Source organism: Undibacterium sp. GW821-FHT11B02 (genome assembly GCF_058808955.1).
This window is the reverse complement of sequence record NZ_JBXASD010000007.1, coordinates 20,466-39,974: the sequence shown is the minus strand read 5'-3', so window position 1 is coordinate 39,974 and position 19,509 is coordinate 20,466. Positions and strand designations below refer to the sequence as shown.

20 protein-coding genes are annotated in these 19,509 nt (G+C 49.9%); 6 read left to right on the top strand and 14 right to left on the bottom strand.

Annotated elements, in window-relative coordinates:
* The first annotated feature begins 14 nt into the window (after window positions 1–14).
* The 3 genes from AC1RVX_RS15920 (at window position 15) to AC1RVX_RS15910 (ending at window position 4,154) form a co-directional block, all read left to right on the top strand.
* Window positions 15–1,304 (top strand): MFS transporter, encoded by a 1,290-nt coding sequence (locus AC1RVX_RS15920; RefSeq protein ID WP_493217587.1) that lies wholly within the window; start codon window positions 15–17, stop codon window positions 1,302–1,304.
* Between the two features lie 178 nt (window positions 1,305–1,482).
* Entirely contained in the window at window positions 1,483–3,735 is a 2,253-nt protein-coding gene (locus AC1RVX_RS15915; RefSeq protein ID WP_493217586.1) for an OPT family oligopeptide transporter, read from the top strand.
* Between the two features lie 149 nt (window positions 3,736–3,884).
* Window positions 3,885–4,154: a hypothetical protein gene (locus AC1RVX_RS15910; protein WP_493217585.1), complete on the top strand. Its 270-nt coding sequence runs from the start codon at window positions 3,885–3,887 to the stop codon at window positions 4,152–4,154.
* Between the two features lie 105 nt (window positions 4,155–4,259).
* Here the strand turns inward: AC1RVX_RS15910 and flgL are convergent, their stop codons facing one another.
* The 11 genes from flgL to flgB all read right to left on the bottom strand — a co-directional run bounded on the left by flgL (window position 4,260) and on the right by flgB (window position 15,250).
* Entirely contained in the window at window positions 4,260–5,474 is a 1,215-nt protein-coding gene (flgL, locus tag AC1RVX_RS15905) for a flagellar hook-associated protein FlgL (protein ID WP_493217584.1), read from the bottom strand.
* Window positions 5,475–5,482: 8 nt separating this feature from the next.
* On the bottom strand, window positions 5,483–7,735 hold the full coding sequence (flgK, locus tag AC1RVX_RS15900) for a flagellar hook-associated protein FlgK (RefSeq protein WP_493217583.1): 2,253 nt from the start codon (window positions 7,733–7,735) through the stop codon (window positions 5,483–5,485).
* Between the two features lie 103 nt (window positions 7,736–7,838).
* A complete protein-coding gene (gene flgJ / locus AC1RVX_RS15895; protein WP_493217582.1) occupies window positions 7,839–8,756 on the bottom strand; it encodes a flagellar assembly peptidoglycan hydrolase FlgJ in 918 nt (305 codons plus the stop codon).
* Window positions 8,757–8,765: 9 nt separating this feature from the next.
* Window positions 8,766–9,893, bottom strand: coding sequence for a flagellar basal body P-ring protein FlgI (locus tag AC1RVX_RS15890; RefSeq protein ID WP_493217581.1), 1,128 nt, complete (start codon window positions 9,891–9,893; stop codon window positions 8,766–8,768).
* A 20-nt stretch (window positions 9,894–9,913) separates the two neighbouring features.
* Window positions 9,914–10,582 carry a flagellar basal body L-ring protein FlgH gene (locus AC1RVX_RS15885; protein ID WP_493217580.1) on the bottom strand — a complete coding sequence of 223 codons (669 nt, stop codon included), beginning with the start codon at window positions 10,580–10,582 and terminating at the stop codon, window positions 9,914–9,916.
* Between the two features lie 29 nt (window positions 10,583–10,611).
* Window positions 10,612–11,394 carry a flagellar basal-body rod protein FlgG gene (gene flgG / locus AC1RVX_RS15880; RefSeq protein WP_493217579.1) on the bottom strand — a complete coding sequence of 261 codons (783 nt, stop codon included), beginning with the start codon at window positions 11,392–11,394 and terminating at the stop codon, window positions 10,612–10,614.
* 62 nt (window positions 11,395–11,456) lie between these two features.
* Entirely contained in the window at window positions 11,457–12,197 is a 741-nt protein-coding gene (gene flgF / locus AC1RVX_RS15875; RefSeq protein WP_493217578.1) for a flagellar basal-body rod protein FlgF, read from the bottom strand.
* A 65-nt stretch (window positions 12,198–12,262) separates the two neighbouring features.
* Complete coding sequence (flgE, locus tag AC1RVX_RS15870; RefSeq protein WP_493217577.1) at window positions 12,263–13,597, bottom strand: flagellar hook protein FlgE; 1,335 nt, start codon at window positions 13,595–13,597, stop codon at window positions 12,263–12,265.
* 92 nt (window positions 13,598–13,689) lie between these two features.
* On the bottom strand, window positions 13,690–14,364 hold the full coding sequence (locus AC1RVX_RS15865) for a flagellar hook assembly protein FlgD (protein ID WP_493217576.1): 675 nt from the start codon (window positions 14,362–14,364) through the stop codon (window positions 13,690–13,692).
* Window positions 14,365–14,386: 22 nt separating this feature from the next.
* Window positions 14,387–14,791 carry a flagellar basal body rod protein FlgC gene (flgC, locus tag AC1RVX_RS15860; RefSeq protein WP_493217575.1) on the bottom strand — a complete coding sequence of 135 codons (405 nt, stop codon included), beginning with the start codon at window positions 14,789–14,791 and terminating at the stop codon, window positions 14,387–14,389.
* A gap of 54 nt (window positions 14,792–14,845) precedes the next feature.
* Window positions 14,846–15,250, bottom strand: a complete 405-nt coding sequence (gene flgB / locus AC1RVX_RS15855) for a flagellar basal body rod protein FlgB (RefSeq protein WP_493217574.1) — start codon at window positions 15,248–15,250, stop codon at window positions 14,846–14,848.
* A 177-nt stretch (window positions 15,251–15,427) separates the two neighbouring features.
* Here flgB and flgA point away from each other — a divergent pair, with 177 nt between their 5' ends.
* The 3 genes from flgA (at window position 15,428) to AC1RVX_RS15840 (ending at window position 17,093) form a co-directional block, all read left to right on the top strand.
* The gene (gene flgA / locus AC1RVX_RS15850; protein WP_493217573.1) at window positions 15,428–16,150 is read left to right on the top strand and encodes a flagellar basal body P-ring formation chaperone FlgA; all 723 of its coding nucleotides are present in this window, start codon (window positions 15,428–15,430) and stop codon (window positions 16,148–16,150) included.
* Window positions 16,151–16,281: 131 nt separating this feature from the next.
* Entirely contained in the window at window positions 16,282–16,590 is a 309-nt protein-coding gene (gene flgM, locus AC1RVX_RS15845; protein ID WP_493217572.1) for a flagellar biosynthesis anti-sigma factor FlgM, read from the top strand.
* 2 nt (window positions 16,591–16,592) lie between these two features.
* Entirely contained in the window at window positions 16,593–17,093 is a 501-nt protein-coding gene (locus AC1RVX_RS15840; protein WP_493217571.1) for a flagella synthesis protein FlgN, read from the top strand.
* Window positions 17,094–17,179: 86 nt separating this feature from the next.
* Here AC1RVX_RS15840 and motD read toward each other — a convergent pair whose 3' ends face one another.
* Genes motD through AC1RVX_RS15825 form a run of 3 tightly spaced genes read right to left on the bottom strand, consistent with a single transcriptional unit; the run spans window position 17,180 to window position 19,506 of the window.
* Complete coding sequence (motD, locus tag AC1RVX_RS15835; protein ID WP_493217570.1) at window positions 17,180–18,019, bottom strand: flagellar motor protein MotD; 840 nt, start codon at window positions 18,017–18,019, stop codon at window positions 17,180–17,182.
* Window positions 18,020–18,058: 39 nt separating this feature from the next.
* Window positions 18,059–18,793 carry a flagellar motor protein gene (locus AC1RVX_RS15830; RefSeq protein WP_493217569.1) on the bottom strand — a complete coding sequence of 245 codons (735 nt, stop codon included), beginning with the start codon at window positions 18,791–18,793 and terminating at the stop codon, window positions 18,059–18,061.
* Complete coding sequence (locus tag AC1RVX_RS15825; protein ID WP_186945636.1) at window positions 18,775–19,506, bottom strand: RNA polymerase sigma factor FliA; 732 nt, start codon at window positions 19,504–19,506, stop codon at window positions 18,775–18,777. The genes AC1RVX_RS15830 and AC1RVX_RS15825 overlap by 19 nt, the downstream gene beginning before the upstream one ends.
* Window positions 19,507–19,509: the final 3 nt, after the last annotated feature.

Here is a 19,509-nt window from a genome sequence, read left to right as displayed (position 1 = left end):
TTGTGTTTGTAAATATGATAAATAAAATTTTTAACTTAATTTCCCTTCCAAAACGGGATTTACTACGTGATCTGATCTACCGCCGTTTGTGGACATCGATATTGATCAGTTCTTTCGGCGCACAAGTCACCATGCTGGCATTGCCACTGACAGCGGCAGTGCTTTTGCACGCCACGCCCTCTCAGATGGGGATGCTGACCTTCATGGAAGTGCTGCCCTTTGTCTTGCTGTCATTACCGTCAGGCGTGTTGCTGGACAGGGTGCGCAAGTTGCCAGTGTATATCGTCGGTGAAATCACGATATCGCTGGCGGTCGCCAGTGTACCGCTGGCTTGGTGGCTGGGTTATCTGGGCATGACCTGGCTGTATGTGGTCGGATTCATGATAGGCATGGTCAACACTACCGCCGGCTCAGCATCACAAATCGTGCTGACTCAAATCGTGCCGCGTGACCGTCTGGTGGAAGCGCATGCCAAAAATGCCCTGGCCACATCCGGAGCGGAAGTCGCTGGTCCGGCAACAGCGGGGGCGTTGATCAAATTGATGGGAGCACCACTAGCCCTGCTGGCAGATGCCCTGCTGTTGCTGACATCTGCAGTCATCCTGCGCGGTATCCAAATAAACGAAGTGCGCCAGCCACGGGAAGACGCCCATTTCTGGCGCGACCTGAAGGCGGGACTGTCTTTTGTCAGAAACAAGCCATTGCTGATCACTCTGGCAATGACAGTTGGGGGCTGGCAGCTTTGTTATAACGCCGCCCTGGTGGTGCAGATTTTATTTGCCACCCGGGAACTGGGCCTGTCCGAACAGGCCGTTGGCCTGAGTTACATGGGTATGGGAATAGGTACCATCATTTCCAGCGTCTATGGTAATCGCATCAGCCGCCGTCTTGGCCCTGGCCCCTGCATGGTGCTGGGGGTAGCAGTTTGCGGTGTGGGCTGGGGTTTGCTGGCATTGGCACCCGCCAATAATTGGGGTATAGCTGCGTTTGGTTTCATGCTGATGTGTTTTTCCATCGGTGGCGTGTTGATTTTTATTAACTTTCTGGCATTACGCCAGGCAGTGACGCCCGAGGCCATGTTGGGACGCATGACCAGCACCATGCGCTGGCTGATATTGATACCCGCTGGCCCCGGTGCACTGATCGGCGGCTGGATGGGTGAGCACCTGGGTTTGCGCTATTCACTGGGTTTTGCCGGTGCCTGTGCCCTGCTGCTGGCGTTTATTGCCGGCAAAAACCCGGTTATTCGTGGCATTACTGCCCTGCCAACGCTGAGCAAACAAGAAGAGATGGCGCAAGTCTGATCACAGCATTGCAAATTGACGGAAAAAAGCGAGATAATGCGCGATTATTTATGTTTTTTCATCGGCCTTTCCCGGGAGACAAGAAAAGGGATGGGCCGGTAATTCGCCAGGCTGAAAAAATATCCGCCTTTTTCTACCTCAATTTGACAACAATACAGGTACACCAATGCCAAAAGAAATGTCAGCCTCCAGTACCAAGCCGGGGTTTAAACCATATATCCCCGATTCGGCACAACTACCCGAAATGACCGCACGCGCCCTTATCATGGGCGTGGTGCTGGGGATGATCTTCGGTGCGTCTTCACTTTATCTGGTTCTGAAAGTCGGTTTGACTGTCAGCGCCTCGATCCCGGTTGCAGTGATCGCCATCACCCTGTTCCGGCTCACCAATAAATTAGGAGCCAAAGACGCCACCATTCTGGAAAACAGTATCACGCAGACTGCCGGTTCGGCTGGTGAATCCCTGGCCTTTGGCCTGGGTGTGACCATGCCAGCGATTTTGATTCTGGGTTTTGACCTGGAAATCTCACGCGTGATGCTGGTCGGCTGCCTTGGTGGTTTGCTCGGTATTTTGCTCATGATCCCCATGCGCAGAACCATGATCGTGGAAAAACACGATGAGCTGAAATATCCGGAAGGCACGGCCTGTGCCGAGGTATTGAAAGCCGCCGCAACGGATTCATCGCGCGAAGCAGCAGGCGAAAAAAACAACCCGAATGCGCTGGATGATGCCAGCAAGCGTGCAGCCATCATCTTTGGCGGTTTTGGTATCGGCCTGTTGTACAAAATCGCCAACGTGGCACTTAAAGGCTGGAAAGATACGCCCGAAGTCGTGTTTGGTGCACCGTTGAAAGGTGGCTCGCTGGGTGCTGAAGTATCGCCAGAATTGCTGGGTGTCGGTTACATCATCGGCCCGCGCATTGCCTCTGTCATGGCTGCAGGTGGTGTCATGTCTTACCTGTTGCTGATCCCGATGATCAAGTTCTTTGGTGACGCATTGAGCGTACCACTGGCCCCGGGCGTCAAGCTCATCAGCCAGATGAGCGCACATGATGTACGTGGTGCCTATATTCTGTACATAGGCGCTGGTGCTGTTGCTGCCGGTGGCTTGATCAGTCTGGTACGCGCCATGCCCACCATCTGGCGCAGTCTGTCGGCCGGTTTGTCTGGCCTGGGCAAAGGTGCCGCTGCCGTCGCTGCACCATTGCGTACCGATCAGGACATACCTATGAAATGGGTGGTCATTGGTGCGCTGGCGATCATTGCCATCATCACGTTCGCCACACCATTGCACATGAACTTCCTGGGTGCCTTGCTGATATTGGTATTCGGCTTCCTGTTTGCGACTGTGTCTTCCCGCCTGACGGGTGAGATCGGTTCTTCTTCCAACCCGATTTCTGGCATGACGGTGGCAACCTTGCTGTTTACTTGCCTGATTTTCCTGATCATGGGCTGGACTGGTGGTCAATACTATGTCACTGCCCTGTCTGTGGGTGCCATCGTCTGCATCGCTTCCAGCAATGCCGGTACTACCTCGCAGGATTTGAAGACAGGTTATATCGTCGGTTCCACCCCACGCCTGCAACAGTATGCAATTTTGGCCGGGGCGTTTTCTTCCGCCCTGATCCTTGGCCCTATCCTTTTGAAACTGAATGATTCTGGCACAGTGTATGTACCGGCAGCCCAGGTGGCTCCGGCACTGGTAACAGATGTATCAAAGTTGACCGACACAGCACAATTGCAGGGCCCGCAAGCCGAACAAGATAAAGGCACGTACAAGGTTTGGCACAAGAATGACAATGTGGGCGGCCCTGCCGGTAAATATTTTGTCGACAACGCTGGTAAAGCCGTGTACCTGGTTGACCCGGGCATCAACGGTGCATACAACAAGCGCCCGGACGGTTCTGAAGTGAAGAAATATGATGCCCCAAAAGCCGTGCTGATGTCTTACATCATCAAGGGCATACTGGATCGTCAACTGCCTTGGACTCTCGTCCTGTTTGGCGTAATGATTGCTGTGGTACTGGAAATGGCAGGCATACCGTCACTGGCTTTTGCGGTGGGCGTATATCTGCCACTGTCTTCCTCTGCCCCACTGTTCGTTGGTGGCATGATACGTTGGGCAGTGGACCGTCGTAATAACAAGCTGGAGCACAACCAGCATTTGAGTGAAGATGAGAAACAGGCTGCCGGTGACCGCAGTTCCGGCGTCCTGCTGTCGTCCGGTTACATTGCTGGCGGTGCGCTGGCAGGTATCGTGATTGCCTTTACCGCAGGTATCCTGACAGACTTCGACAAGAAAATAGGCGACTGGGCAACGGCCAACAATCCTTTCTTTGAAGGTCCGAATGCCGATGCGCTGTCACTGATTCCTTATGTACTGATTGCATTTGCACTGTACTGGGTGGCCCGCGAAAAGAAAGCCAGTTAAAATCGCCAAATCAATAACTAGTCAATAACTAGTGGGCTGTAACAAGGGGCTGATTGCCACACGCAATCAGCTCCTTTTTTCTTGTCTATCCTGTAGCAAGCAAGCCATTGGAAGTACAATATCCATCAATAATTAACACTGGAACCATCATGTCAGAACCCCAAACCGCCGTCGATTGCAAGAACCAGCCCGTAGTCGTCGGCGACATCGTCCGCATCGTCAACCTGGACAAGCGATTCATCAAGAGTTTTCCGGAAGATGAACGCATCCTGATTGAATCAATGATAGGCCAATTCTTCAAAGTCATTGATCTGGATGAAGAAGGCCAGCCTTGTGTCGTCCGTGAATGGCATGACGAACATGGCATCATGCAGACTCACGTGATCGCATTAGATTCTGAAGATATGGAAAAAATCTGATAAATCTGATTATTGCCCATTTAAAAATGGCCTGACATATCAATATGCCAAGCCAATTTTAAATTCAAAGAATAATTCCAAGAAAGCGAATTCGTCAATCAGGTGTTAATTGATATAACTGAATAATGACAGTTGCGAAGTTTTCACAAAAGATTGCTGCGCTGCCTGCAAGGTTGTTTGCTGCTGATTCAGTTCAGTAATTGCCTTGGCATAATCCAGATCAAGCAAGGAAGACAAATCCTGTTTGAAGGCAACCCCTTTGGCATCGCCCTCATTATCAAGGTTGTCAATTTCTTGCAAACTGGTACCAAGCTGCGCCCTTACCGTCAGAACATTATTTAAAGAGGCATCAACATTATTGTTGCCCTGAGTCAGAGCGGCGGTCAGGTCCTTCTTCGCCGCAACAGTATTGGCAGGCGTGTTGAGCGCATTAATGACATCTGTGACGGTTTCAAAAATATTTTGATTACCTGGCTGGACAGAAAATTTATCGTCTGGCGCAGGAGGATTTGGCGTATTTGTAATCGTCAGGTTGATACCATCGAAAGTCACTGGCGTTCCACTGACATAGGGTGTTAATGGCAAAGCCGTTGCACCCGTGGTTTTATTGACGATGGTAAAAGAAGTGCCGATGTTATCAAACTGCACTTCATAATTATTCCCCGTAAGACTACCCACTGTCGGCACATTGATGGCAGCAGTAGCAACCGCCTGTCCGAGGTTGGAAGGATTGGATTGCACGTTGAATTGACCAGCCGATGTGCGGATATTCTCGAAAATTCCAGTGCCCGGCGCACTCAAGGGAATTTGCCTGGAGGTATCGGCCTGAAGATAGCGCTGCCCCTGATCTCCATTATAGGATGCACCGCCTGCAGTTTTGGTATAAGGTGCTACCGTCGTGGAATAACCTGAAAACAAATAATTTCCAGTGCCATCGGTTGAATTTGCCAACCCCAACAACTGATCCAGATTACCCTGCAACTCTTGGGCGATAAAACCTCTGTCAGTATCAGAATAGGTACCATTACCTGCTTCTACAAGCAGCGTTTTAATGCTGTGCAGAGCGGTTGTTACATTACCCAGTACGCTTTCAGCGGTGCTCAGATTATTCTTCGCATACTGGCGATTCGTAGCAAACTGGGTATTAACTGAGTCAGATTGTGAAATAACCAACGCCCGAGCCGAAGCGATCGGGTCATCTGCAGGCGTCAGCACACGGCGGCCAGCAGCAATTTGCTGTTGGGTTGTATTCAAACCAACTTGCAGGTCACTGATTCTGGCACCACCAGTTTCATAGATGGTGCTTGTACTGATACGCATGATAGCCTCTATTGCCCTAATGCCAACAGGGAGTTAAATAATGTGCTTGCAATTTGCATCAATTTACCGGCAGCCTGGTAAGCCTGCTGATACCGCAATAAATTGGTCGCTTCCTCATCAAGATTAACACCTGAAACAGACTGTTGTGCAGTCACAGATTGTGCCAGCAGCTTGGTTTCGGAATCATTGGTAATCTTCACTTCATTCGCCTTATTACCCACCAGGCTGACAAATTGGGCATATCCACCCTGAAATGTTGTCGTCTTACCACCTACGGTATTTTGCGTTTGCAAATTAGCGAGTATGACTGCGTTCCGGTTATCCCCTGAGCCATTGGTATTGGGGCCAATGTTGAAAACATCCCCATTCGCCGGGCTGCCACTCAAAGAAAAACTAATGCCGTTATAACTAATGGTAGCACCTTCAGTATATGGAATCGCTGTCCCTGCAGGATAAGTCGTTGAGGTATTACCATTGGTGACTGTCACATTTGCAGTTGCAGGAAAGCCCGTGAGCGTTTTTGCACCAGAGTTATAAGTCAGTTGCGTTGCGGCAACCGGTATCGCTGCAGACAAAGTAAAAGTGTCACCATTCGTTGGCGGTGTCGCCCCATCACTAATGGAAAAGCTGACACCACTGAAGCTGATGGTGGCTCCACTGGTGTAAGGCACAGTAGCTGGTGGCGGGTAATTCGTGGTCACTGCACCTACTTTTACGGCTACGGTGGCACCAGCCGGGAATCCAGTAATATTGGGAGAATTAAAAGTCAAAGTGACCGGCGCTGCCAAAGTGCTTCCGACATAAGAATCATCTGTTGTCGCAGCGCTGATGGTCGCCGTAGCTGAATTGCTGCCCGAAGCCACCTGCGAATTTTGGACACCAACACTGATCTTGCCACTACCGGTATTGGTCGTCGGAAAAGACGTTGCCAAAGGCGCAGCAGCCGCCAGCTTTGCAGGGTCCTGGACCGCAACGGAAATACTGGAACCTCCTGCAGCGGTAGGTCTGATCAAGTATTCATCACCTGCATTCGGCACTGCGGCGGCCGGTGGTGCCGCCAACTGAAATTTAACACCATCAAAACTGGTGGGCAATGTGGCACTGGTCTGGGATACACCATCAGACAAGCGTGTGATTTTGTAATTACCGCCAATGAACTGCAAGCGATAATCGCTGGTCGTCAACGCAGTTGTGTCGGTAATCGTCGCATTTATGGCTGCTGTCGAGGTATTCAACGCACTTGGCGTTGAAAGTGGCCCGGCAATGTTGAACAAATTAGCGCCTTGTTGACCATTCAGGTCCAGACCCAATTTTTGTTGATCGTTAAACTGGGTTGCCAGACCTATCGCTACCCGGCCTATATTATTTTGTGCAGCATCAAGCGTACTTGCGCGAAAATCAAGCAAGCCCCCCAATTGACCACCAGCAAAACTATTCTCAGGCAATAATATCGATTTACCATTGGCAACATAGGATACTTCGGCCCTGGTCGGGTCAGTCAACGATTGGCCTACCTGCAATTGATTGACATTACTGCCTAATACCAAGGGCTGCCCGTTGCCTATGAAAATATTATATTTTGCCCCTTGCGGTACAACGCTGACTTTGGTGAGCTTACTTAACTCCGTCACCAATTGATCCCTTTGGTCCAATAAATCATTTGGGGGACTACCAACATTGGCAGTTCCCTGCGCCTTTTCTATGGTGTCATTCAAATTCGCCAGCTGCGTCGCATAGCTATTGATAGAACCGACTACCGTACCAATCTGACCATTGACATCATCACGAATCTGGTCGAGTCGGGATTGAAGACTGTTCAGGCTACCAGCCAAGGATTGGGCAGATGAAACAGCAGACTGACGCGCAGCAGCACCGGCAGTGCCATTTGGACTGGCAGCAAGATTCTGGAAAGATTTGAAAAAACTTTGCAAGGCAGGCGTCACACCTGCGGTAGGATCTGCAATCAGATTATTGATCTGGCTGATCTGGTTGTTATATACACTTGCCTGGTTTTGCGCTGATTGCGCCGAATTGACCTGCCCCGACAGAAAAGAATCGTAAGTGCGTTGTATCGCTGTGACAGAAACACCCTGGCCTATGAATGAACCCCCAAGATTTTGTGGTTCATTTGCGGCTTGTATAATGACTTGACGACTGTATCCAGGCGTCGACGCATTGGCAATATTTTGGCCGGTTGTCGTAATACCCAACTGCGCAGCAGCCAAAGCAGATTGCCCAATTCCAAATACATTTGAACCCATAATTAAACCTGCTTTTTTGCTAAGTGAGCTACCGAGTGCCATCAATACTGTTTTCGGTGCGTTTCGTCAAAACTTTAATCTGACGCGCTTCAACAGAGGCAATTTAAGTTGAAAGAGACTGCCTGATAATTTTTGTCAGCTTGTTGGCATATTCAGGATCGGTGGCATACCCTGCTTTTTGCAAGCCGTAAGCAAAACTTGTCGCATCTTTAGCGTTAGCAATAACATTTTCATAACGCGGATTTTTTGTAATCAACTTGGCATAATCCTTGAAAGCGTCGGCATAAGAATCATAAGCCTTAAACTTTTCCACCTTGCGCTGGGCAACGCCATTCACATACTCTGTTGTTACAGCATCAACAGTTTTACCTTTCCAACCCTTGGTAGCTTTCATGCCAAAGATATTATGACTGGTAGAACCATCCGCTGTCTTTATTTCACGCTTACCCCAACCACTCTCCAGTGCAGCCTGCCCCAGCATGAACTTGGCGGGAATACCAGTTTCCTGGCTGGCCTGTTCGGCATGTGCTGCCAGTTTTTCCTGGAATTCCCGCACATGGTTTGGACCAGTAAACGCAGTTTTGGGCGCATTGGCTGGCTGTTGCTCAAATTTCAGATTATCCAGGTAAGAGTTCAGGCCCCTGATACTGCTTGTACTGCTGCCACTGCTGGCACCAGCAGCGCTACCAGACGCATCCGATTCCAATGCCTGATTCATCGCATTATTCGATAATTGCTTAACCAGCATGTCGGCCAGACCAACGCCTTTTTTTGCCATGCTCTGTGACAATTGCTGATCCAGCATGGACGTGTACATGCGGCTTTGCTCATTGTCCAAAGGACCATCCTGACCACCAGCCTGACGCATGGATTTCAGCATCATATTCATGAACAAGGCTTCAAATTGCTTGGCCGCACCCTTGATGGCTTCGGGTGAATTATTTCTGGCTGACTGCTTGAGTTCGTCCAGCGACTTGCTGTCGAAAGCAGTTTTATCAGAGAAATCGGTACGGCCTATCATATCGATTCCTTAGATGATTTCCAGATCGGCACGCAATGCGCCCGAAGCCTTGATAGCTTGCAGGATAGAGAGCAAATCTTGGGGGGTAGCACCAATGGCATTCAATGCCTTCACCACCTCAGACAGCGACACACCCGCCTTCAACATCAGCAACTGACCCTGGTCCTTGGTAATGGTGACCGTAGAATTGGCAGTCGCTGCCGTCTGCCCGGCAGCCAGTGCGTTTGGCTGACTTACCGCATTATCGGTATTGATGACAACCGAAAGATTACCATGCGCCACCGCACAGGTTTCCAGTGTGACCGCCTGGTTCATGACAATGGAACCTGTCCTGGCATTCAATATCACTTTGGCTGCCATTTGCGCTGGCGTTACGTCGATATTTTCCAGGTTACCCAAAAAAGCTACGCGTTGATCAGTACTGGTCGGTGCCTTGACCTGAATGACGCGACCATCCATGGCGGCGGCTGTATCTGGCCCAAAGCGGCGATTGATGGCATCCACCACCCGGCTGGCAGTAGAAAAATCGGAAGCATTCAATTCCAGCTGTATGGTCGCGCCCTGGGTTACCGAATTCGGCACGGCTCTTTCCACCGTTGCCCCACCTGAAATTTTACCCACACCCAAATGATTGACCTGTGCCTTACTGCCGTTGGCAGCTGCCCCCACACCGCCCACCAGCACATTACCCTGCGCCATCGCATAAATCTGACTGTCTGCGCCTTTCAATGGTGTCATCAGCAAAGTACCTCCGCGCAGGCTTTTTGCATTACCCATGGAAGACACTGTGATATCCAGCGTCTGGCCCGGTTGCGCAAATGCGGGTAAAGAGGTCGTGACCATCACCGCTGCCACATTCTTCAATTGCAGACTGGTGCCAACCGGAATGGATATCCCCAATTGCTGCAACATACTGATGATACTTTGCACGGTAAATGGTGTTTGCGTAGTCTGGTCACCACTGCCATCCAACCCCACTACCAGGCCGTATCCCAGCAACTGATTCTGGCGCACGCCCTGTATACCAGCCAGATCCTTGATGCGTTCAGCATGTGCTTCGGACACCAATATGCTACTCATGACTCCCAGCACGATGCAGAGCGCCTTGATCAATCTGGAAGATGAGAGAAATTTCATAAACCTATCCTTGCCTTTCACTATAAAGGAAGGAAACTGAGGAAGAACCGGGTGAGCATGGAATTCAGTTCAGCCTTGTCTACATTCGACGTAGAACGGTATTCAAAACGCGCATCTGACACCTGGGTCGAAGCAACAATATTGCCAGCCGCAATGGTGGTAGGGTTGACAATGCCAGAAAAACGAACAAATTCAGCCCCCTTATCAAAGGCTAACTGCTTTTCCCCACTGACCAGCAAATTACCATTTGGCATCACGTCGATTACCGTGACGGCGATGGTGCCGGTAAAGCTGTTGCTGGCACCTTCTGCTCCTTTTTCATCAAACTTGGTCGACGATGACGTAGACAGACCAGCTTGCGCTGTCGTCGTCGCTTTCATACCGAATATGGTAGGTGCAGCAAAAGCTGCCGACCCGGTTTTACTGCCGGATGCCGCAGCCGTTTTGGCAGCCGACGTTTTCTCACTGATGGAAATGGTCAAGACATCACCCACCATACGGGCTTTGGCATCCTCATACAAAGGGCGATAACTCGCTTGCTGGAAAATCGCTCCATTCGCTTCGCGCATGGGCTTGGCTGTTTGCTGCTGCATGGACATAGGCTGATGCACAATCGGCGTTGGCGTTACTGCACATGCAGTCAGCAACAACAGCGGCAACAGTGCCAATAAGCTGAGGTTTTTCATCATTCACTCATTCATCTGTTGTAATCAATGGCTTACAGTTGCGACAGGCGTTGCAACATCTGGTCTGATGTAGTGATCGCCTTGCTATTAATTTCATAAGCGCGCTGGGTTTGTATCATGTTGACCAGTTCTTCAGCCACATTGACGTTGGATGTTTCAACCGACCCCTGCACCAGCAAACCTGCACCATTGGTGCCCGGTGTATTTGCATTTGGTGTACCAGAGGCAGCGGTTTCCACATACAGGTTTTCACCCATGGACATCAAACCTGCAGGGTTGATGAACGTCGCCAATTGCAGTGAGCCAACCTGCACAGGGGCAGTAGAACCCGGCTGTGTGACCGATATCGTGCCATCACGACCAACTGTAATGGACTGCGCATTTGCAGGAATGGTAATGGCGGGCTGAATCACATAGCCGCTTGAAGTCACCAGTTGACCCTGATTATCGCTCTGAAAAGAACCGTCACGGGTATAACCAGTCGTACCGTCAGGCATCAGCACCTGAAAAAAGCCCTGACCTGAAATTGCAACGTCCTTACTGTTACCTGTCTGTTGCAAATTTCCTTGTGTAAATAATTTTTCTGTCGCGACCGGGCGCACACCTGTACCCAGTTGCAAGCCAGACGGCAACTGAGTCTGCTGTGAACTTTGTGCGCCAGGTTGGCGTATATTCTGGTACAGCAAATCTTCAAACACGGCGCGCGAACGCTTGAAGCCATTGGTGCTGACGTTGGCGAGATTATTGGACACGACGTCCATCTGGGTTTGTTGCGCATCCAGGCCAGTTTTGGCTATCCATAATGAACGTATCATTGTTTTCCCCTTTTTCGCCTCAACGGCAAATTCTCACACTTGCCATTTTGCAGCAAAAGGCATCAACTCAAAGTCAAGATCTGAGTGGCTTTACCGGCGTTATTCTCGGCATTCTGCAAAAGTTTCATTTGCATTTCAAAACTGCGAGCCAGATTAATCATGCTGACCATGGATTCCACTACATTGACATTACTGTTTTCCAGCATGCCGCCTGCAACGGTCACAGCGGGATCGGCATCGATCGCAGTCCCATCTTTGGTCTTAAATAAGCCATCGTCACCACGCACCAGGTTTTCTTCGGGTGGATTGACCAGTTTCAATCGTCCTATGATTTGCACCGCATTTGGTTTGGGGCCACTTGGAACGGTTGAAACCGTACCGTCCTTGGCAATCTCAATGGATACATCAGGCGGGATCGTGATCGGTCCACCGTCGCCAACCAGGTTCAAGCCATTTTGCGTCTGTAAAATGCCGTTTTCACTAAGCTTCAAACTTCCCGCCCTGGTGTAGGCTTCTGAGCCATCTGGCTTTTCTACTGCCAGCCAACCTTTTCCTTGTACGGCAACATCCAGTTCGCGGCCGGTGATTTGCAAACTACCGGTGGAAAAATCCGTACCGACAGTGGCATCGACAACGAAAGCGCGCGTCTGCAATCCTTCGCTCTTGACAGGAACAGCACGGAACGAATCAAGCTGGGCACGAAAACCCGTGGTCGATACATTGGCCAGATTATTCGACGTAGTGGCCTGTTGCTCAAGAATATGCTTGGCACCGGTCATTGCGGTATACACCAGCCTATCCATGAGCAACTCCCCTTACTTTAAAAGTCAAGAAACGCATTGCAATACAAATCAGTGTCATCAAATCATTAACGAAGATTGACCAGCGTTTGCATGACCTGATCCTGGGTCTTGATGGTTTGTGCGTTGGCCTGATATACCCGCTGGGCAGTAATCATGTTCACCAATTCACCGGTCAAGTCAGTATTGGAATCTTCCGTTGCAGAAGCAGTAAGGCTGCCGAGGCTACCCGAATTTGGTGGCCCTACCAGCGCATTGCCTGATTCAGCAGTTTCTATCCACTGATTGTCACCTGTCGATTGCAAGCCATTTGGATCAGTAAAATTGGCCAATACCACTTGTGCCAGCACGGCAGTTTTGCCATTGGTATAACTACCCACGATAGTGCCATCCTTGGCCGTATTGAATTTGGACAGTTTGCCGGACGCAAAACCATCCTGGGTATTTTTACTGACACTGAAATCTGAACCAAATTGCGTCGTACCTGTGAAATCGTATTTGATATCGACTGCGGTATTAATTGGCGTCACCGCACCAGTACCCACAGGGACCGTCAAATTCATCGCCTTGGTATCAGTTGCAGAAAACGGTGGCGTAGCAACAGTCAATTTACCCAAATTATCAAAACCGATACGTCCAATGGAATTGGCGGTAGCGCCTGCACCAGCTATCAAAGTCCCATCCACCGTAGCAAATACGTCCCACTCTATCGTCGCAGGAGCGGTAGGTGCAGTGGTAAGATTATCGACTTTGACAAAAAACGACTGGATCACATGTGAATTACCCAAGCTGTCAAACACGGCAATCGAGGTCGAACTATCATAGGTCGTTGGATCAGTCGCACTGAACACGACTGGCGTAATCACAGGTGGCGACGCAACCGGTACCGCCGTACCCGGCACCAATTTGCGCGAGTCCAGATTCATCACTGCATTAATCGTCGTGGTTTGTGCCGGTGCAATATCCGCAGTATTGATGTTGATGGTAGCAGGTGCCCCAGTGGATAACACCCCCGCAGAATTGGCGACATAACCGGTCAGTTGCGCCCCTTGTGCATTGACGATATTGCCCAGTTTATCAAGCTGAAACTGACCATTTCGTGTATAGGTAACTGCACCGTTTGTAGACATGCGAAAGAACCCGCCACCATTGATCGCAATGTCGAGAGGATTATTGGTCGTGGTGATATTGCCCTGCGTGAATTGCTGCACAACACCAGACACCTTGGTACCAATACCTACGGTGCCAGCGGAAGACCCGTTCAGCGAATTAGCGTAGACGTCAGCAAACTGCGTCTGCCCCTGCTTGAAACCGACTGTACTGGCATTGGAGATATTGTTACCAATCACATCCAGCGATTTTGAAGCTGCATTGAGACCACTAAGTCCTTGTTGAAAACCCATGATATTTCCCCTTTTACTTTAAATATGGCTTTGTCACTTGCATTACTTTGCCACTTGCATTGCCACTTGCTGTGACTGGATTACGACAAGGATTAAAAAATTCGCCTTACATCACTCATATTGACATCACCCACATTGGCAACACTCAACTTCAAGCCCTGCGCATTTGAGGCAATACTTGATACCACTCCCAGCGACAGACTGGTTGCATCAAGCGTCTTGTCGGTAGACTTGGCAACAATATCAAACTTGTAAACACCATCTGGCGCTGTTGCACCACTGTCTGTCTTGCCGTCCCAGGTGAAGTTATTGACACCCTGCGACAAGGCGCCTTCACTGATTTTTCTGACGACTGTATTTGAACTATCGCGTATCACAACGTCAACACTGCTGGCCGGTTCCGGCAGGTCCACACCAAAACCGCCGCTACCATTAGTCAAACTGATCGCGCTGCCTGGCGCAAGCACACCATGACCTATCATGCTGGCAGCCTGCAGATTCTGGCTTGTCTGATAGCTTGCATTCAATGCTGTGACTGTCGCATTGAGCTTATCAATACCCGAGACTGTCGACAATTGCGCCATTTGGCTGGTCACCTGGGCATTGTCCATGGGGTTCAACGGGTCCTGGTTCTTGAGCTGAGTAACCAGCAAAGTCATGAAGCGATTTTGCGCATCTTCAGTTGAAGTTGCCGCGGTCTTGCTGCCATTCATGGTCGTCAACAAAGCTGGGTCGACGGTGCTGCTTTGTACGCTGCTGGTAGCCATTTTCTTTTCCTTTTACAAAAACTTATTGACCTAAAGTCAAGGTCTTCAGCAGCATGGTTTTTGCTGCATTCATTACTTCAACATTATTCTGGTAAGAACGTGATGCAGATATCATATTGACCATTTCCTCCACCACATTCACGTTTGGCGTGGCGACATAGCCCTTTTCATCAGCCAGCGGATGCTTGGGGTCATACATCAGTTTAGGCGGATTACTGTCTTCTACAACCTCATTCACCTTGACAGCGGTAGAAGCCGTACCCGCCAACGGTACTGCGCTAAATACCACTTGCTTGGCTTTATAGGGCTGCCCGTCTGAACTGGTGACACTATCGGCATTCGCCAGATTGCTCGACACCACGTTCAGGCGCTGCGATTGCGCACTCATGGCAGAACCGGCAACATTAAATACATTAAAGAGTGACATGATGATGATCCTTGTATCTGTGCTTCTAATCCGTGCTTCTTTCTAACCCTGAATTTAACCCTGTATTGCTGCCAGCATATTTTTAATCTGCATATTGATCATGGTCAGGCTTGCCTCATAGCGCAATGCATTGTCGGTAAATTGATTGCGTTCCACATCCATATCCACCGTATTGCCGTCCACACTTCCCTGGATTGTAGGCCGGTACTGCGCCGCCACCCCTGCTACCGCAGTCGACGTATCCATGTGCTGACTTGCCGTTTTATTTAGTGCAGTGGGTGATTGCGTCAGGTTTTGATGCAAGGCATTGCTCAACGCTGCAGAAAAATCAATATCCCTGGCTTTGTAATTAGGGGTATCCGCATTGGCAATATTTGATGCCAGCAATTGCTGACGCTGCCCCCTGACGGACAGAGCCGTTTCATGAAAGCGCAAGAAATCATCTAATCCACCAGCCATCATATTCTCCTTTACCACCAGTCAAGCATGCATACGGTTTGCTATACCTTGCATATTATTCGTCACCAGACAAGTTTGATCAGACAATCAGAACGAGAAAACCCCACTTATTCCTGCTTTCAAAAAACTGCAGGAATCCTAAAATGGAATCCGGAACAGATAAAAGCAGGCATCAGAATGAAACTTCCACAACTCACAGGCAAACGCTGGTCAGCATGGCTTTTGATAGCAATGGCTGGCGCAACCGGGATGGCGCACGCAGCCAACCCAGTCACGGCACAAGACCCCGCACAGTTGCGACAGGTCGCACTTGATTTTTTGACACTCCAAACCAACGGCATGAATGGCGAAGTGCAAATCACCGTTGCTGAAGTTGACAAACGCCTCAACCTGCAAGCATGTGATGCACCCAACCCTTATTTACCACCGGGTAGCAAACCCTGGGGCAAAGTTACCCTGGCCATCAAATGTGGCGCACCGGCAACCTGGCTCATCTATTTACAAGCAAATGTGCAGGTAACAGCAGATTATTATGTAACTGCCAATGCACTTTCCCATGGACAAGTGATTACCATGGCCGACCTGAGCAAATTACGTGGTGATATTTCAAAACTGCCGGCAGGTGTCGTTACCAGTCCAGAGCAGGCAATTGGCAAAAGCATGCAGATGTCCCTGGCTTCCGGCAGTATCTTGCGGGCCGATGTCTTGAAAAGCCCATCCGCGGTACAACAAGGGCAATCAGTAAGGGTTATCAGTTCCGGCCCTGGCTTTCAGGTGGCTACCGATGCAATTGCGCTCAATAATGCCTCAGACGGACAAGTCGCCAAAGCAAAAACCAGTTCAGGGCAAACCATTAGCGGCATAGCCAAAAATGGTGGCATTATAGAAATAATTTATTAGCAGAAAAAAATGCTTGCGAGAAATACACTTAAGCTTGTGCAATATTTTTTTGAGGTAAGGTTAAAGTTTAAAATTACACAGCCGATAAACTGGATGTAGATGTTTGTAATTCCCATACTGAGGGTATCGCTGTGAAAATTGATGACGCACTTAACAAGACCTCTGGGCTTCCCGTAAGCCCGCAGCAGGCTCGCACGGAAAAACCGGCAGATAACACGTCGGCTCCGGTTGCGAATTCGTCGAAAGTGCAAATTTCGACCCTGTCCACGCAATTGCAGGCCCTGCAAAGCACACAGGCAAGCAATGCCGTATTTGAGACCAAGAAGGTGGAAGCGATCAAGCTGGCTATTTCTGAGGGACGCTTTCAGGTGAACTCGGAAAAAGTTGCTGACGGGCTTCTGGAAACAGTCAAAGACTTACTTAATGCAAGAAAACGCTAGCCATGAACACAACAAGTTCCGGACACACAGCAATTGAACAATGCCTGCAGGAAGAAATCATCACCATGTCTTCCCTGGCAGAATTGCTGAAAAAAGAGCAGTCTGCACTTGTTGATAGTGATGTCAGCTTGCTTAACGATTACACCCAAAGCAAAGGGCAACTGCTTGGCAAGATGTCTGAACTGGAGAAAAAGCGTAATGCGTTTCTGACGCAACTTGGGTACAAAGCAGATCTGGATGGCATGCAAGCGTATTTACAACAAGCTGGCAGCGCAGATAATGCACATCATACAGCGAATTATTGGGAACAACTCCTGCAAGTGTCTATGCAAGCGAAAGAGGACAACAAGATCAATGGCCAGTTGATCAACCGCAGATTGGCACAAAGCCAGTCCATGTTAAACGTATTACAACAAGGGAATCAAACCACTTCCCCTATGTACGGCCCGAATGGCCAATCGACCATCAAAGGTACATCAGGCAAAGGCTATATTGCCACTTGATTAGCCCTGGATATGATCACGAATAAAAAAACAGACCCTTGATCCGGGTCTGTTTTGCTTTGGCCTGCAGATAATTCACACTGATCTTAGGGAATCGGTACAGCCGGTGTGGTCGCTGGCAAAGGTGATGTCGCTGGCACTGAAGAGGATGAAGGAGTCGCAGGTGCAATCGGTACATCCACAACTGGCTCTGGCAATACTGCCAATATGGTGACCGACACCCGGCGGTTCCTGGCACGACCTTCTATTGTATTATTGTCACTGACCGGCAATTTTGCCCCCTGCCCCACGGCTGTCACCCGGAATTCATCGACACCGTTTTCAGTCAGCAACCTGGCAACCGTGCTGGCGCGCACTGCTGACAATTCCCAGTTTGAAGGGAAGATTGGATTTTTGATGGGTACATTATCTGTGTGTCCCTCTACCTGTATGGCGTGGTTATCCACCTTCAGGACACCGGCAATGGCTTTCAGGGCCTGTATCGAATCCACATTCAGGCGTGCTTCACCAGGCGCAAACAGCAGGCTGGCATTGATTTCGATGGTAATGCCACGACTGGTCTGACTGACCCTGACCTTGCCTTCCCGCACCAGGGGTTCCAGCACTGTCAGGATATCCTTGGCCATGGTCGTCATCTGCGCCTTTTCCTTGCGCAAGGCTTCATTCGTGCGGTTGTTTTTTACCAAAGGCAAAGGGTCAAGCTTGACGATCGGCTCATTCGGCACATCTACCGCCCTGGGGTTGACCATGACCTTGCCAAAAGCACCCGTCAGTGAATTCGACAGCACCCGGTATTTACCTTCATTGAGGGAGGAAATCGCATACATCACCACAAAGAAAGCAAACAACAGGGTAATAAAATCGGCGTAAGAAACCAGCCAGCGATCATGGTTATCGGGCTCTTCGTGGAATTTTCTTCTGGCCATAAGTGTCTTTAGTGCATCACGGCGGGCAAGCCATCAATTTTAATGGTTAGTCAATCGTTCTTCCACCACACGCGGACTATCCCCCAGAGCAATGCTGTAAAAAATGTCAGATAACATTTCCCGCCGGGTGACTTCCCTGTTAATGATTTCTTTTAGTTTGTGACTGACTGGCAAGAACAGCAGGTTGGCCATGCCCACCCCATATATCGTTGCCACAAAGGCCACAGCAATACCGCCACCCAACTTGGATGGGTCAGTGAGGTTTTCCATCACGTGTATCAAACCCAGCACCGCACCCAAAATACCGATGGTGGGGGAATAACCACCTGCAGCTTCCCAAATTTTGGCAGCCTGACGTTGCTCCATCTCATATAACGAAATATCAACGTCCAGGATATCCTTGAGCCTTATCGGGTCTATGCCGTCAATCACCAGGCGCAAGCCCTTGCCAACGAAGGGATCAGTCGACGCATTCATATAGCGTTCGAGGCTGAGAAAACCTTCCCTTCTGGCGACGACGCTCCAGACCAGCGCTTCTTCGACATTCTTTTTGCTATTGTCTGGTGGCTCTGACACGACCCAGCGCAACATGCGCACGCCGTGGGCAAAGGTCTTGATGCGGCTTTGCATCAGGACCGCCCCAATAGTTCCCACTACAACGATCACAAAAGCAGCTGGCTGTACCAGTGAAGAAAGACGCCCCCCCTCCAGCAACTGACCAGAAAGGATGCCGACAACAATCAGTAAAAGTCCGACTATGCTAGCCCAGTCCACGCCTTCTCCCTTAAGTACGCCCTGAGCCTGGCTACCGCCTGACTATGCAATTGTGACACCCGTGACTCGGACACCCCCATCACGGCCCCGATTTCCTTCAAGTTTAATTCTTGCTCATAATACAAGCCCATCAGCAATTTTTCACGCTCGGGCAAACTGTCAATCGCCCCGATTACAGCATCACGGAAGTCATCATTGAGCAAATCCTGCAAGGGGTCGCCTGACAAGTCAGAACAATAATGATCGAGAAAATGTTCTTTCGTGTCGGCGTCATGAAAGTCTTCGTAATACACCAGTTGATGGCCACCACTGTCGGTCAGCATGTCCTGGTATTCTTCCAGCGACAGCTTGAGCGATTTGGCAACCTCGGTTTCCAGCGGTGGCCTGCCCAGCTTTTGCTGCAGGGTGTTCATGGCATTTTCTATTTTGCGCATGTTCTGGCGCACGCCACGCGGCAACCAGTCACTGCTGCGCAACTCATCCAGCATGGCCCCACGTATGCGCTGCACGGCATAGGTTTCAAACTGGGCACCATGCGTGTCTTCATAGCGGTTGACGGCATCCAGCAAACCGATCATGCCAGCCTGCACAAGATCATCCACCTCCACACTGGGAGGCAGACGCGCCTTCAACTGGTAAGCAAGTCGCTTGACCAGTGGGGCATGCTCCCTAAGGAGGAAGTTTTTATCTGACTTTCCGCTAGCGGTGTACATGTG